The following is a 13,920-nucleotide window of genomic DNA, read 5'->3' as shown; positions in this document are numbered from 1 at the left end:
ACGGGATTTCCGCGGGCATTCTGTCGCCTCGCGATAGAGATCTGACGCCAGAAACACAAATTCAGCTTAAAAGTCCCGGGGCCGAGGCGCTAAACTGCCCGTCATCCGTAGTCCCCCACGTCCGAGCCTCGCGAGCCGGTTTGAGCTGACATGACCCGCACCCATGAAATTCGCCCCGATCTGGACGAGGGAATCGACCGCAAGGTTCTCAGCCAGCTGCGCGCACGTTTTCTGAAGCTTAATGAAGGCCGCATGGCCAGGGCCATGGAAGGGTTGTCGACGCGCCAGCAAGGGGTCTTGACCTTGCTGCCGCTGTTTTTCCACGTCAATCATCCGCTGTTGCCGGGCTACGTTTCCGGCAGCACGCCGGCCGGGCTGTCGAACTACGAACCCGACAACAATGTGCTCGCCGAAGCCCAACGGCTGACCCGTTCGTTTTCCTACAAGCCACGCCACGGCAGCAATCCACCACGGCCGATTCACGGGCTGTTTTTGATGGGCAGCCTCGGCACCCTCGCCCAGGCCGATCAAAGCGACATGGACGTGTGGGTTTGCCACGCCCCGGACTTGAGCGAAAACGAACTCGCCGAGCTGCGCAAGAAATGCCAGTTACTCGAAGTCTGGGCCGCCAGCCAGGGTGCCGAGGCACATTTCTTCCTGATCGACCCGACCCGCTTCGTGCGCGGCGAACGGGATACTCAACTGAGTTCGGAAGACTGCGGCACCACCCAGCACTATTTGCTGCTGGACGAGTTCTATCGCACCGCAATCTGGCTGGCCGGGCGCACACCGATCTGGTGGCTCGTGCCGGTCTACGAAGAAGCCGGTTACGACCAGTACACCCACACGCTGATTTCCAAGCGCTTCATCCGCGCTGACGAAACCCTGGACCTCGGGCATCTGGCGCACATTCCGCCAGGGGAATTCATCGGCGCCGGGCTGTGGCAGTTGTTCAAGGGCATCGAGTCGCCCTACAAGTCGGTGCTCAAGCTGCTGTTGACCGAGGTTTACGCCAGCGAGCACCCCAAGGTCCATTGCCTGAGCCTGCGTTTCAAACAGGCCGTATTTGCCAATCGGCTGGACCTCGATGAGCTAGACCCGTACATCGTGGTCTACCGGCGCATCGAGGAATACCTGACTGCCCGTGGCGAGCCCGAACGCCTGGAACTGGTACGCCGCGCGCTATACCTGAAGGTCAATCGCAAGCTGACCGGCAGCAGCAGTCGCACCGCAAGTTGGCAGCGTTCACTATTGGAACGCCTGGCCAACGAATGGCATTGGGATCAACGGCAGCTGGCGCTGCTCGACAGTCGCAGTCAGTGGAAAGTCCGTCAGGTCAGTGCCGAGCGCCGAGCCCTGGTCAATGAACTGAATTACAGCTACCGCTTCCTGACCCAATTCGCCCGCGCCGAGCAAACCGTCAGCCTGATTAACAAGCGCGACCTCAATGTGCTCGGCCGAAGGCTGTACGCAGCGTTCGAGCGCAAGGCCGACAAGGTCGAATTCATTAACCCGGGCATCGCCCCGGACCTGGCCGAAGACACCCTGACGCTGGTGCAGGCGCCGAACAAAAAAGAACCCGGGCAAACCCAATGGGGTTTGTACAACGGCAGCCTGACCGCCCATGAGTGGGAACATTTCGCGCCGATCAAACGCAGCCGCCAATTGCTCGAACTGTTGACCTGGTGCCACCGCAACGGCGTGATCGACAGCAGCACCCGCCTGGCCTTGCACCCCGGCAGCAGCGATTTGAGCGAGTTCGAACTGTTCAACCTGCTCGGCAGCCTGCAACAGACCATCGCCCTGCCCCTGACCACCGTTGCCGAAGAACCGCTGTTGCGTCCCAGCGTGCCCAGCGAAGTGCTGATTCTGGTGAACGTCGGCGTCGATCCGCTCAAGCATCATCGCGACCTGAACATCCTGATGACCACCGAGCGCACCGACTCCCTGAGTTACGCGGGCGTGCGGGAGAACCTGGTGCTGACCCTCGATCAGGTCACCCTCAACAGTTGGAACGAAGTGCTGGTCAGTCGCTATGACGGCCCTCACGCCCTGCTCGACTGCCTGCGCGACTACCTCAACAACCTGCCCAAAGGGCCACAGCAGCCGCGCTTGCGGGTCCGCTGTTTCTGCCACAACCGCGCGCAGTTCATCGCCCAGCGCGTCGAAGCCATCATCGACACCGCGCAAAACCTGCTGTTGAGCAAACTCAATCATCGCTACCTGTTTCAGGTCCAGCAGCATTACCACGTGCTGGAACTGGTGCCCGGCCAGGTCAACCACGTCGCCCTCGCTACCCTGCCGGCGCTGTTCGACTACCTTGGCGAAGAGCTGGCGAGCTACAGCCCGCTGCACCTGGACCCGATGGCCCTCGAAGAACAAGACCTCGCGCTGCTGCTGCCGATGGGTCAGCCCGAGTGCATTCAGGTGTTCTACCGGATCAACGAGCAGCAGGCCGATCTGTACGTGCTGGATGAATTCAATGCGTTATGGCAGCAGCGCCTGCCCTATCACGACGAACAAAGCCTGTTGGTGCCGCTGCAACGCTTCCTGCAATCGATCCTGTATCGCCGCGACGCTTTGCTGCCGATGGACGCCGCCCAGCCGCTAAGCCTCGACACGCTGTATTACCAACTATTGCCGTCCGGCCCCGGCCGGGCACGGCGGGTTGAAACCCGGTCAGCGCCGCAAACCCCGGTCAACAAACCGTTCTATGACGTCCAGGCAATCATCGGCAAAGCCGCACCGGGGCAGGTGCAGGTCACGCTGTATTGCAATCAACGGGAGTTTTCGGAGTTGGAGTATGGCGATCAGTTGTTCAGCGTGGTCGCCCGGGAGATCATCAACCAGCGCCGCGAGACTGAACGCTACCGCTGCTACATCACCGACCTGGACCTGACAGGCCTGCTCGGTGATGGGCAGAGTTCAAGCAATCTGTATCTACGCTACAAGGCCGACCTGGAGCGCGCCTTGAACGAAGCGCTCGAGCAGGTCTAAGTCTTTTAGAATGAGCAGTCGCCGCCATTGGCTGGCTGCGATTCAACTTCCAGCAGCGTCAGTTTCAGGGTCTTGCCACCCGGTGCGGGCCAGTCAATGTGCTGACCGACTTTCAGGCCGAGCAAGGCACTGCCCACCGGCGCCAGAATGGAAATCTTGCCTTCGTCGGCATTGGCATCCTTGGGATAAACCAGCGTCAGGTGATAGTCCTTGCCACTGATTTCTTCGCGGCAATGCACGCGCGAATTCATGGTCACGACATCAGCGGGCACTTCATCGTGACCGACCAGTGTATCGGCGCGATCCAGCTCGGTTTGCAGCGCGATAACGCCCGGCAGCGAGTCATCTAGGCTGTCGATCAGGCGCTCCAGACGTTGCACGTCCAGACGGGTAAGGGTGATAGAAGGTACGGTCATGATCCAGGCAGACTCCTTTCTTCTGCACAAAAAAAGCAAAACCCCGCCAGAAAAAGGCGGGGTTTTCACGGGCCTCGATGGGTTGAGGCGTTTCCGGACACTATCACAGCTCAATAAATATACAAGCCGGCACCGGACGGCCTGCGCAATCCCCCCTTCGCATTACCTGCAGAGGGAATGGCGTACAGCCAAAAGGGATTGGTTGGCTGTCAGGTCGCCATCGCGAGCAGGCTCGCTCCCACAATTGGACCGAGTGCATCGGGGAGAGATTGGTTGGCTGTCAGGCCGCCATCGCAGGCAAGCCAGCTCCCACAATTGGACCGAGTACATCCGAGGGAGATTGGTCGGCTGTTAGGCCGCCATCGCAGGCAAGCCAGCTCCCACAATTGGACCGAGTACATCCGAGGGAGATTGGTTGGCTGTTAGGCCGCCATCGCAGGCAAGCCAGCTCCCACAATTGGACCGAGTACATCCGAGGGAGATTGGTTGGCTGTTAGACCGCCATCGCAGGCAAGCCAGCTCCCACAATTGGACCGAGTACATCCGAGGGAGATTGGTTGGCTGTCAGGTCGCCATCGCGAGCAAGCTCAGCTCCTACAATTGGGCCGAGTGCATCCGAGGGAGATTGGTTGGCTGTCAGGCCGCCTTCGCAGGCAAGCCAGCTCCCACAATTGGACCGAGTGCATCTGAGGGAGATTGGTCGGCTGGCAGGCCGCCTTCGCGGGCAAGCCTCGCTCCTACAGGTTGGGTGTACGCCACCCGCTTTTTACCACTCATTAGGCCGAGCGTTAGCTCGCCTGCTCTTGATCTTGCTCTGCCCGCCCCTTCGGGAGGCTGAGTGGAGGTGTTCATCTGGGGGGTGGGCGCGTAGCGCCGTGCGGCGAAGCCGCACACATCGAGAGGAGGTCGAAGCGAAGCCGACCGGAGGCGATGCCCCCAGATGAATACCGAAACGAAGGCACGCCGAGCCTAAGCGAGGGGCCGGACGCTCGGGGCGAGCCTTTTTTTGCTTACTTTTTTTTGGCGTTTGAAAAAAAAGTGAGTCGCCGTAAGGGCGAAACCGCCAGCCCCCATCACCGCAGAAACGGATATGTACTCAATCACCCAAAGCATGGTCGGCCCGAAGGCCGCCAAGACCAGCCCGGCCGCTAAAGACGCTGGCGGTCAGCAGCCTGGGCACAAATAACCCGCCGCCGATCATCATCAGCCGAGCGCCACTCACGGATGTCTTCAACATGGCGAAAACACCCCAGGCAAACCTTCTGCTCATCCAACCGACACACCCCGCTGCACGGCGAAGGCACCGCCGCGCTGACATTACTGTAAAGCGGCTTGGGCGGACGAACAGATGCAGGCTGAGTCACAGTTTCACAGACCTTCGAATTCGAATTCTGCGCCAGCTTGCTGCTTGACGATGCGCTCAAGCATCTCACCCAACTGCTCTTCGCTCTTGTCACACATCCAGCGCTCGCTCTCTTCGTCATAGTCGAAGTGGAACCCGCCGGACACCGCCGCCAGCCACAGCTGACGCAACGGCTCCTGACGGCTGAAGATCAACTGGCTGCCGTTTTCGAACTTGACGGTAAGAACACCGGCCGAGCTCTCCAGATCAATATCCAGGTCACTCTCGTCGAAAATATCCTCCAGCATCTGCTGGGTGGTATCGACCAGGTCGTGGAAACGGGCTTCGGTCAAACTCATTGCAGGAACCTCAAAAAGTGTCTGATCACGCTCAAGCGCCGCAAGATACGGGCGAGCCCCGGTGATTGCAAAGGATAACGACCAAGGGCGATCACGAAACCTGTGGGAGCGAGCTTGCTCGCGAAGAGGCCATCATATTCAACATCAATGGTGCCTGACACTACGCCATCGCGAGCAAGCTCGCTCCCACATGGGCTGCGCTTGGCCGACCTGCATCGGCACAAGCCCCGCCGGACGGGAGCCGCGTTACATAGGCAAGCTGCCGGGTGGCCGGTATACTCCGGCGCAATTAACGCATTTTCAAGGATTTCGCCATGAAGCGCCTGATCTCTTCCCTTGCCGCGCTCGTTGCGGTTGCCTGCTTAGTGTCGGCCTGTGGTCAAAAAGGCCCGTTGTATCTGCCCGATGACAACCAGGACCCAGCCGAGCAGGCCAAGTCGTCGCAACAGACCCCTGCATCCAAAGCACACAAGCACGACGTCTACCAATAAGGGAACGCCATGGACGCTTTTAACTACCGTGACGGTGAGCTGTTCGCGGAAGGCGTGGCCCTGTCCGCCATCGCCGAACGCTTTGGCACACCGACCTACGTCTACTCCCGCGCCCACATCGAAGCCCAGTATCTGGCGTATGCCGATGCGCTGGCCGGCGTGCCGCACCTGGTGTGCTTTGCAGTCAAGGCCAACTCCAACCTGGGTGTACTGAATGTCCTGGCCCGTCTCGGCGCCGGTTTTGACATCGTCTCCCGTGGCGAACTGGAACGCGTACTGGCCGCTGGCGGCAGCGCCGACAAGATCGTGTTCTCCGGTGTCGGCAAGACCCGTGAAGACATGCGTCGCGCCCTGGAAGTCGGCGTGCATTGCTTCAACGTCGAGTCCACCGATGAGCTGGAACGCCTGCAAGTGGTTGCCGCCGAGCTGGGCGTTCGTGCGCCGATCTCGCTGCGCGTGAACCCGGACGTCGATGCCGGCACCCACCCGTACATTTCCACCGGTCTTAAAGAGAACAAGTTCGGCATCGCCATTGCCGATGCCGAAGACGTGTACATCCGTGCCGCACAACTGCCTAACCTGGAAGTGCTCGGCGTCGATTGCCACATCGGCTCGCAACTGACCAGCCTGCCACCGTTCCTCGACGCGCTCGATCGCCTGCTGGGCTTGATCGATCGTCTGGGCGAATGCGGCATTTACCTGCGTCATATCGACCTCGGCGGCGGCGTCGGCGTGCGTTATCGCGATGAAGAGCCGCCGCTGGTGGCCGACTACATCAAAGCCGTGCGCGAGCGCTGCGAAGGTCGCGAGCTGGCCCTGGTGTTCGAGCCGGGCCGCTACATCGTTGCCAACGCCGGCGTGCTGCTGACCCAGGTCGAGTACCTCAAGCACACCGAACACAAAGACTTCGCCATCGTCGATGCGGCCATGAACGACCTGATCCGCCCGGCGCTGTACCAGGCCTGGATGGACGTCACCGCCGTGCGCCCGCGCGACACCGCGGCTCGTGCCTATGACATCGTCGGCCCAATCTGCGAAACCGGCGATTTCCTGGCCAAGGATCGTCAGTTGGCCCTGGAAGAAGGCGACCTGTTGGCCGTGCATTCGGCCGGTGCCTACGGGTTTGTCATGAGCTCCAACTACAACACCCGCGGGCGTACCGCCGAAGTGTTGGTGGACGGTGATCAGGCATTTGAAGTGCGTCGCCGTGAGACGGTAGCCGAGTTGTTTGCTGGCGAAAGCCTGCTGCCGGAGTAAAACCATGCTGCTGCGTTTTACCAAGATGCACGGCCTGGGCAATGACTTCATGGTCCTCGACCTGGTCAGCCAGCACGCGCACATCCTGCCAAAGCACGCCAAGCAATGGGGCGATCGGCACACCGGCATCGGTTTCGACCAGTTGCTGATCGTCGAAGCGCCGAGCAACCCGGACGTGGACTTCCGTTATCGGATCTTCAACTCCGACGGTTCCGAAGTGGAGCAGTGCGGCAACGGTGCACGCTGCTTCGCCCGCTTCGTGCTCGACAAGCGCCTGACCGCCAAACGGCAGATTCGTGTCGAGACTAAAAGCGGCATCATCGAACTGGATATCCGCAGCGACGGCCAGATCAGCGTCGACATGGGCGCACCGCGCCTGGTACCGGCCGACATCCCGTTTGAAGCCGAGGGTCAGGCTTTGAGCTATCAGCTCGAAGTCGACGGCACCACGGTCGAACTGGCGGCGGTGTCCATGGGCAATCCCCATGCGGTGCTGCGGGTCAACGACATCAACAACGCACCGGTGCATGAACTGGGACCGAAAATCGAAAACCATCCGCGCTTTCCGTCGCGGGTCAATGTAGGTTTTCTCCAGGTCATCGACCGGAACCGTGCGCAGCTGCGTGTCTGGGAACGCGGGACCGGGGAAACCCAGGCTTGCGGCACCGGCGCCTGCGCTGCTGCAGTGGCCGCGATCAGCCAGGGGTGGATGGATTCGCCGCTATTGATCGACCTGCCCGGCGGGCGCCTGTCCATTGAATGGGCAGGCCCTGGCCAACCGGTCATGATGACCGGCCCGGCAGTACGCGTATATGAAGGACAAGTGCGTCTTTGAGAGAGCCAAATCCATGAAAGATAAGCCTCAGGTTCCCGCCCTACAGCCCGACGAATCCCCTTCCGAAAGCCTTGAGGCGGCGGCGATTGCCGCGTACCTGGAGGCTCATCCGGATTTCTTCATCGAGCACGAAGAACTGCTTCCGGCCCTGCGTATTCCCCACCAGCGCGGCGATACCATCTCGCTGGTGGAACGCCAGATGACCATCCTGCGCGACCGCAACATTGAGCTGCGCCACCGCCTCTCGCACCTGATGGACGTGGCCCGCGACAACGACCGCCTCTTCGAAAAAACCCGCCGCCTGATTCTCGCGCTGATGGATGCCACCAGCCTCGAAGACGTGGTGATCGGCGTCGAAGACAGCCTGCGCCAGGACTTCCAGGTGCCCTTCGTCAGCCTGATCCTGCTGGGCGACAACCCGATGCCGGTCGGCCGATGGGCCACCCACGCCGAAGCGCAAGTGGCCATCGGCGGCCTGCTCTCGGAAGACAAAAGCGTCAGCGGCAGCCTGCGCGAGCACGAACTGGACTTCCTGTTCGGCGAAGAACAACGCAAGCAGATTGGCTCCACCGCCGTCGTCGCCATCAGCTATCAAGGTATTCACGGCGTCCTGGCCATCGCCAGCCGTGATCCGCAGCACTACAAGAGCTCGGTCGGCACGCTGTTCCTGAGCTACATCGCCGAAGTCATGGGCCGCGTGCTGCCACGGGTCAACAACTCCCTACGCTCGGTACGCTGATCGTGGAACGACAACTGGACGCTTACTGCGAACACCTGCGCAGTGAGCGTCAGGTGTCGCCTCACACGCTATATGCCTACCGCCGCGACCTCGACAAAGTGCTGGGCTGGTGCGTCAAACAGAACATCGGTAGCTGGGCCGCGCTGGATATTCAGCGATTGCGCAGCCTGATTGCTCGCCTGCATTCCCAGGGTCAATCCTCCCGCAGCCTGGCACGACTGCTGTCGGCGGTGCGCGGGCTCTATCACTACCTGAATCGCGAAGGCCTGTGCGATCACGACCCGGCCAATGGCCTGGCGCCGCCCAAGGGTGAACGTCGCTTGCCGAAAACTCTCGACACTGACCGTGCGCTGCAACTGCTGGAAGGCGCGGTCGAGGATGATTTTCTGGCACGTCGGGATCAAGCGATTCTGGAGCTGTTCTATTCCTCTGGCCTGCGGCTGTCGGAGCTGACCGGGCTTAACCTCGATCAGTTGGATCTGGCCGACGGCATGGTTCAGGTGCTCGGCAAGGGCAGCAAGACTCGGCTGCTGCCGGTCGGCAAAAAGGCTCGCGAAGCGCTGGAGCTTTGGCTGCCGTTGCGCGCCATGACCAATCCGGCCGACGACGCAGTATTTGTCAGCCAGCAAGGCCGGCGCCTCGGCCCACGGGCGATTCAGGTGCGGGTCAAGGCTGCAGGCGAGCGTGAGCTGGGACAAAACCTGCACCCCCACATGCTGCGTCACTCCTTCGCCAGCCACTTGCTTGAATCCTCTCAGGATCTGCGCGCCGTGCAAGAATTGCTCGGCCACTCGGACATCAAGACCACCCAGATTTACACCCACCTGGACTTCCAGCACCTGGCAACGGTCTACGACAGTGCCCATCCGCGGGCCAAACGCATTAAAGGCGATGAGTCATGAGAATCCAACTGATCACCTTCGACCTCGACGACACCCTGTGGGACACCGCCCCGGTGATCGTCAGTGCCGAAGCTACCTTGCGTGAATGGCTGACCGAACATGCGCCGAAGCTGGGCGCTGTGCCGGTGGAGCATTTGTGGGCCATTCGTGAACGGGTACTGATCAACGATCCGAGCCTCAAACATCGCATCAGCGCCCTGCGTCGGCATGTGTTGTTTCATGCGCTGGAAGAGGCCGGTTACGACCATGGCCAGGCTTCAGACCTGGCGGATCAGAGTTTCGAAGTGTTTCTGCATGCACGGCACCAGATCCAGGTGTTCCCCGAGGTCGAGCCGACCCTGGAAATCCTGGCCAACCATTACGCCCTCGGCGTGGTCACCAATGGCAACGCTGATGTAAGCCGGTTGGGGCTCGCGGATTACTTCAAGTTTGCGTTGTGCGCCGAAGACATCGGCATCGCCAAACCCGATGCGCGACTGTTTCACGAAGCCTTGCAGCGTGGTGGTGCGACGGCCGATACGGCGGTGCACATTGGCGATCATCCGGGCGATGACATTGCTGGCGCCCAACAGGCAGGGTTGCGTGCGATCTGGTTCAACCCGACAGGCAAAGCCTGGGAAGCGGATCGCCTGCCGGATGCGGAGATTCGCAGCCTGACCGATTTGCCGGCGGTCTTGGCACGGTGGAACGCGACTTCAGCCTGACACAAACCCTGTAGGAGCAAAGCTTGCTCGCGAAAGCGGTGGGTCATCCGACATCAATTTTGAATGTGACGGCCTCTTCGCGGGCAAGCCTCGCTCCTACAGGATTCGTATTGATCACAAATACCCCGTAGGAGCGAGGCTTGCCCGCGAAGCTTTTCGACCCTTTGTCCTCACCCATGAAAAAGCCCGCAGCGACGGCGGGCTTTTTCGGCAAGCAAGTAGCAGGCGCTTAGATAGGCCGGCTGCCGTACTTGTTGTCAGGCTTCTTGGGCGGATCGGCGACCACATTGGCCTCCACTTCCTGCACCTTGCCACCTTTGGCAAGGAACTCTTCCATGGCCTTGGCCAGGGCATCGCGCTCCTTGTTTTTGGCTTCGACGCTCGGCAGCTCATCGACTGACACAGCAGCCTTGGCCTTGCCTTTAGCGGTCGGAGCCGGCGCATCACCGCCGTCGTCGTCAGCAACGTCTTCCGCCGCTGCTTCCAAACCTTCTTCGGCCTCGTCTTCGTCACCTACTTCGAGGTCGTCGTTTTCCAGATCATCGTCGCTCATGTTCTACCTCATGACTTGCGAAAAGCAGATTAGTTATAGCCCAGCTTCGCCATCTGTCGAAGGCGGCCGGGAAAAATTCTACAACCGCTGGCTACCAGCGGTTTATGCCCCTTCACCGTGCACGGTGGCGAGGACTTTACGGGCACCGCCAAAATCACGGTGCTCGCCCAGATAAACGCCTTGCCAGGTCCCCAACGCCAGTCGGCCTGCCGAAATCGGCAAACTGAGCTGACAGCCAAGCACGCTGGCCTTGAAGTGCGCCGGGAGGTCGTCCAGGCCTTCGTCGTTATGCTCATAGCCGTCTGTGCCTTGTGGGATCAGACGATTGAAAAATCGTTCGAAGTCGCGACGTACCGCCGGATCGGCGTTCTCGTTGATGGTCAACGACGCCGAGGTATGCTGCAGCCACAAATGCAACAGACCGACCCGGCACGCCTTGAGTTCAGGCAGGCCGGCGAGTAACTCGTCCGTTACCAGATGAAAGCCCCGGGGCCTTGCCCGCAGGGTAATCAGAGTCTGTTGCCACATACAGTTCTCCGCACGTTCGGGGCGCATTCTAGCGCGCTCTGGGAAAAAACAAAGGCCCTAATATTCCTGCAATGCTGTAAGTCTTTCGCCCCAGAAAAACGCCCGGCGTAAACACGACTTAAGCCGTAGGAAAAAACCTTTCAGCTACGTCTTTAATGACAAATCCTGGACAAAAAAATGCCCGGCAAGCCGGGCAAGTTTTTTTGAGTGCGTCTTACAAGTTGTAGCCGCGTTCGTTGTGTTGTGCCAGGTCGAGGCCAACCGATTCTTCTTCATCGGTCACACGCAGACCCATGACGGCGTCCAGGACCTTGAGGATGATGAAGGTGACGATCGCGGTGTAGATCACCGTGAAGCCCACGCCTTTGGTTTGAATCCAGACTTGTGCGGCGATGTCGGTGACGGTGCCGAAGCCACCCAGGGACGGTGCAGCGAACACACCGGTCAGGATCGCGCCGAGGATACCGCCGATACCGTGCACGCCGAAGGCGTCCAGGGAGTCGTCATAGCCGAGTTTGCGTTTCAAGGTAGTGGCGCAGAAGAAGCACACCACGCCAGCCGCCAGGCCGATGATCAGCGAGCCCATTGGGCCCACGGTGCCGGCAGCCGGAGTAATGGCTACCAGACCGGCAACCACACCCGAGGCGATGCCCAGTGCACTTGGTTTGCCGTGGGTGATCCACTCGGCGAACATCCAGCCCAGTGCAGCGGCAGCAGTAGCGATTTGAGTGACCAGCATCGCCATACCGGCGGTGCCGTTGGCCGCAGCAGCGGAACCGGCGTTGAAGCCGAACCAGCCGACCCACAACATCGCCGCGCCCATCAGGGTGTAACCGAGGTTATGCGGTGCCATCGGGGTGGTCGGGAAGCCTTTACGCTTGCCCAGTACCAGGCAGGCAATCAGGCCAGCCACACCGGCGTTGATGTGAACCACGGTGCCGCCCGCGAAGTCGAGCACGCCCCAGTCGCCCAACAGCGAACCCGGACCGCTCCAGACCATGTGCGCGATTGGCGCGTAAACCAGGGTGAACCAGACGCCCATGAAGATCAGCATCGCGGAGAACTTCATCCGCTCAGCGAACGCACCGACGATCAGCGCCGGGGTGATGATCGCAAAGGTCATCTGATAAGTAACAAATACTGCCTCTGGGAACAGCGCCGTCGGGCCAGTAATGCTGGCAGGCGTGATGCCCGCGAGGAAGGCCTTGGCAAAGCTGCCGACAAAGGAGTTGAGGTTGACGACGTTGACTTCCATCCCCGTGGTATCGAACGCCATGCTGTAGCCATAAATGAACCACAGGATGGTGATCAGACCGGTAATGGCGAAGCACTGCATCATCACGGAAAGAATGTTTTTGGACCGAACCATGCCGCCGTAGAACAGCGCGAGGCCAGGAATGGTCATGAACAGCACAAGGGCAGTCGAGGTCAACATCCAGGCGGTATCGCCGGAATTGAGGACTGGAGGCGCCACCGGATCTGCCGCCATAGCCAGGCCGGGCATTACGATGGACAACAGGGCTCCTAGCCCTGCGAATTTACGCAGAGTCATATTGTTTTCTCCTGGGGCGTTGGGGTTGTGGCGGCTTAGATTGCGTCGGTATCGGTTTCGCCGGTACGGATGCGAATCGCCTGTTCCAGATTGACCACGAAGATCTTGCCGTCACCAATCTTGCCGGTGTTGGCTGCCTTGGTTATCGCCTCGATAACCCGGTCAAGATCCTTGTCGTCAATGGCGACATCAATCTTCACCTTGGGCAGAAAATCGACCACGTACTCCGCGCCGCGATACAGCTCGGTGTGACCCTTCTGCCGACCGAAGCCTTTGACCTCAGTAACGGTAATGCCCTGCACGCCGATCTCGGACAACGACTCGCGTACATCGTCCAGTTTGAACGGCTTGATGATGGCAGTGACTAGCTTCATGAAAACTCTCTCCCGAATTGGTGGACTTGCCCCAGGAAAACAAACCCGACTCAAGTCTAAGCGCAGTGCCTGGCTTTGTAACGCATCGTCGGCCCAACCTGCCCGTCCGACGCCAGCTAACCACTCCGTGCGAAACTTCCCCGTTTCACGTGGCGCACTGCATTCGTCACAGCGACTGCATCAGTGCATGGGTCACTAGCGACTAAGCAGAAAGCTTGCCATCTCGCCAAAACCCACTGAATTCAGTCCCTTGGTCGCTGCTGCAAGCCGCTTCTCACAAACGCCGATGACATAACGCACAACAACAGTGCGCTGCCGTCCGTCCGCCTGCGCGAAAAGCGTGCATCCTTGGCTGCGGATTTGACTATAGACACTGCGTGATACACTGCCCGCCATTGTTTCCAGGACCTTTCCCATGCTCGCGCCCAAAGACTTCCTCGACGCCCTGAGCGGCACCGCCTCCCGCCTCTTCAGCGGCGAAACCCCGCTGCCGAAAAGCGAAATCGAAAGCCAGTTCAAGGCTTTGTTGCAAAGCGGCTTCAGCAAGCTGGATCTGGTGAGCCGGGAAGAGTTTGATAGCCAGATGGTTGTACTTGCACGCACTCGGGCACGGCTGGAAAGCCTTGAGGCGAAGGTCGCGGAGATGGAAGCGAAGCTCAATCCACCTGCCGAGTAACCCATCTGACAATGCGTTCCCCTGTAGGAGCGAGGCTTGCCCGCGAATAGCGACACCTCGGTCTCCCAGCCCTCCCACACGGGACGGACCACCCCCGTAGGAGCTGCCGAAGGCTGCGATCTTTTGATCTCCCGCCCCGCCACAATCTCGGCAACGTCCTACAAAGATCAGTACCGCCGTCCGATAGCGTCGCAA

Annotated in this window: 15 protein-coding genes; 8 read left to right on the top strand and 7 right to left on the bottom strand. The window is 60.2% G+C overall.

Annotated elements, in window-relative coordinates; all coding sequences use genetic code 11:
• The first annotated feature begins 150 nt into the window (after positions 1-150).
• Entirely contained in the window at positions 151-2,997 is a 2,847-nt protein-coding gene (locus AC1MEW_RS04385; RefSeq protein WP_480425507.1) for a class I adenylate cyclase, read from the top strand.
• Between the two features lie 5 nt (positions 2,998-3,002).
• Here AC1MEW_RS04385 and rnk read toward each other — a convergent pair whose 3' ends face one another.
• The 3 genes from rnk to cyaY form a co-directional block, all read right to left on the bottom strand.
• Positions 3,003-3,413 carry a nucleoside diphosphate kinase regulator gene (gene rnk, locus AC1MEW_RS04380; RefSeq protein WP_201198839.1) on the bottom strand — a complete coding sequence of 137 codons (411 nt, stop codon included), beginning with the start codon at positions 3,411-3,413 and terminating at the stop codon, positions 3,003-3,005.
• Between the two features lie 1,148 nt (positions 3,414-4,561).
• A complete protein-coding gene (locus AC1MEW_RS04375) occupies positions 4,562-4,777 on the bottom strand; it encodes a DUF1289 domain-containing protein (RefSeq protein WP_201255707.1) in 216 nt (71 codons plus the stop codon).
• A gap of 4 nt (positions 4,778-4,781) precedes the next feature.
• The gene (cyaY, locus tag AC1MEW_RS04370; protein WP_201198843.1) at positions 4,782-5,114 is read right to left on the bottom strand and encodes an iron donor protein CyaY; all 333 of its coding nucleotides are present in this window, start codon (positions 5,112-5,114) and stop codon (positions 4,782-4,784) included.
• Between the two features lie 314 nt (positions 5,115-5,428).
• On the opposite strand from cyaY, the gene lptM reads away from it, so the two are divergent.
• The 6 genes from lptM to AC1MEW_RS04340 are packed head-to-tail and all read left to right on the top strand — an operon-like array spanning position 5,429 to position 10,042.
• Positions 5,429-5,605 carry an LPS translocon maturation chaperone LptM gene (lptM, locus tag AC1MEW_RS04365; protein WP_201198845.1) on the top strand — a complete coding sequence of 59 codons (177 nt, stop codon included), beginning with the start codon at positions 5,429-5,431 and terminating at the stop codon, positions 5,603-5,605.
• 9 nt (positions 5,606-5,614) lie between these two features.
• Complete coding sequence (gene lysA, locus AC1MEW_RS04360) at positions 5,615-6,862, top strand: diaminopimelate decarboxylase (RefSeq protein WP_201198847.1); 1,248 nt, start codon at positions 5,615-5,617, stop codon at positions 6,860-6,862.
• Positions 6,863-6,866: 4 nt separating this feature from the next.
• The gene (gene dapF, locus AC1MEW_RS04355) at positions 6,867-7,697 is read left to right on the top strand and encodes a diaminopimelate epimerase (protein ID WP_201198848.1); all 831 of its coding nucleotides are present in this window, start codon (positions 6,867-6,869) and stop codon (positions 7,695-7,697) included.
• Between the two features lie 13 nt (positions 7,698-7,710).
• On the top strand, positions 7,711-8,436 hold the full coding sequence (locus AC1MEW_RS04350; RefSeq protein WP_201198850.1) for a DUF484 family protein: 726 nt from the start codon (positions 7,711-7,713) through the stop codon (positions 8,434-8,436).
• Positions 8,437-8,438: 2 nt separating this feature from the next.
• On the top strand, positions 8,439-9,338 hold the full coding sequence (gene xerC, locus AC1MEW_RS04345; RefSeq protein WP_201198852.1) for a tyrosine recombinase XerC: 900 nt from the start codon (positions 8,439-8,441) through the stop codon (positions 9,336-9,338).
• Positions 9,335-10,042, top strand: coding sequence for an HAD family hydrolase (locus AC1MEW_RS04340; RefSeq protein ID WP_480425503.1), 708 nt, complete (start codon positions 9,335-9,337; stop codon positions 10,040-10,042). Before xerC ends, AC1MEW_RS04340 begins: the two co-directional genes overlap by 4 nt.
• A gap of 229 nt (positions 10,043-10,271) precedes the next feature.
• On the opposite strand, the gene sutA is transcribed toward AC1MEW_RS04340, so the two are convergent.
• From sutA to glnK, 4 genes are all read right to left on the bottom strand, one after another.
• Entirely contained in the window at positions 10,272-10,595 is a 324-nt protein-coding gene (sutA, locus tag AC1MEW_RS04335) for a transcriptional regulator SutA (protein WP_201198856.1), read from the bottom strand.
• A gap of 102 nt (positions 10,596-10,697) precedes the next feature.
• The gene (locus AC1MEW_RS04330) at positions 10,698-11,123 is read right to left on the bottom strand and encodes a secondary thiamine-phosphate synthase enzyme YjbQ (protein ID WP_033060691.1); all 426 of its coding nucleotides are present in this window, start codon (positions 11,121-11,123) and stop codon (positions 10,698-10,700) included.
• 214 nt (positions 11,124-11,337) lie between these two features.
• Positions 11,338-12,675, bottom strand: coding sequence for an ammonium transporter (locus AC1MEW_RS04325; RefSeq protein WP_201198858.1), 1,338 nt, complete (start codon positions 12,673-12,675; stop codon positions 11,338-11,340).
• Positions 12,676-12,710: 35 nt separating this feature from the next.
• On the bottom strand, positions 12,711-13,049 hold the full coding sequence (glnK, locus tag AC1MEW_RS04320; protein ID WP_002555808.1) for a P-II family nitrogen regulator: 339 nt from the start codon (positions 13,047-13,049) through the stop codon (positions 12,711-12,713).
• A 415-nt stretch (positions 13,050-13,464) separates the two neighbouring features.
• Between glnK and AC1MEW_RS04315 the strand changes: the two genes are divergently transcribed.
• On the top strand, positions 13,465-13,725 hold the full coding sequence (locus AC1MEW_RS04315; protein WP_201198860.1) for an accessory factor UbiK family protein: 261 nt from the start codon (positions 13,465-13,467) through the stop codon (positions 13,723-13,725).
• Positions 13,726-13,920: the final 195 nt, after the last annotated feature.

The organism is Pseudomonas sp. ASL4 (assembly GCF_056680395.1).
This window is presented reverse-complemented; position numbering and strand designations above follow the sequence as displayed.

Coding starts and splice junctions, on each gene's coding strand:
- AC1MEW_RS04385 (WP_480425507.1), top strand. CDS start 151: ATGACCCGCACCCATGAAATTCGCCCCGATCTGGACGAGGGAATCGAC.
- rnk (WP_201198839.1), bottom strand. CDS start 3,413: ATGACCGTACCTTCTATCACCCTTACCCGTCTGGACGTGCAACGTCTG.
- cyaY (WP_201198843.1), bottom strand. CDS start 5,114: ATGAGTTTGACCGAAGCCCGTTTCCACGACCTGGTCGATACCACCCAG.
- lptM (WP_201198845.1), top strand. CDS start 5,429: ATGAAGCGCCTGATCTCTTCCCTTGCCGCGCTCGTTGCGGTTGCCTGC.
- lysA (WP_201198847.1), top strand. CDS start 5,615: ATGGACGCTTTTAACTACCGTGACGGTGAGCTGTTCGCGGAAGGCGTG.
- dapF (WP_201198848.1), top strand. CDS start 6,867: ATGCTGCTGCGTTTTACCAAGATGCACGGCCTGGGCAATGACTTCATG.
- AC1MEW_RS04350 (WP_201198850.1), top strand. CDS start 7,711: ATGAAAGATAAGCCTCAGGTTCCCGCCCTACAGCCCGACGAATCCCCT.
- AC1MEW_RS04340 (WP_480425503.1), top strand. CDS start 9,335: ATGAGAATCCAACTGATCACCTTCGACCTCGACGACACCCTGTGGGAC.
- sutA (WP_201198856.1), bottom strand. CDS start 10,595: ATGAGCGACGATGATCTGGAAAACGACGACCTCGAAGTAGGTGACGAA.
- AC1MEW_RS04330 (WP_033060691.1), bottom strand. CDS start 11,123: ATGTGGCAACAGACTCTGATTACCCTGCGGGCAAGGCCCCGGGGCTTT.
- AC1MEW_RS04325 (WP_201198858.1), bottom strand. CDS start 12,675: ATGACTCTGCGTAAATTCGCAGGGCTAGGAGCCCTGTTGTCCATCGTA.
- glnK (WP_002555808.1), bottom strand. CDS start 13,049: ATGAAGCTAGTCACTGCCATCATCAAGCCGTTCAAACTGGACGATGTA.
- AC1MEW_RS04315 (WP_201198860.1), top strand. CDS start 13,465: ATGCTCGCGCCCAAAGACTTCCTCGACGCCCTGAGCGGCACCGCCTCC.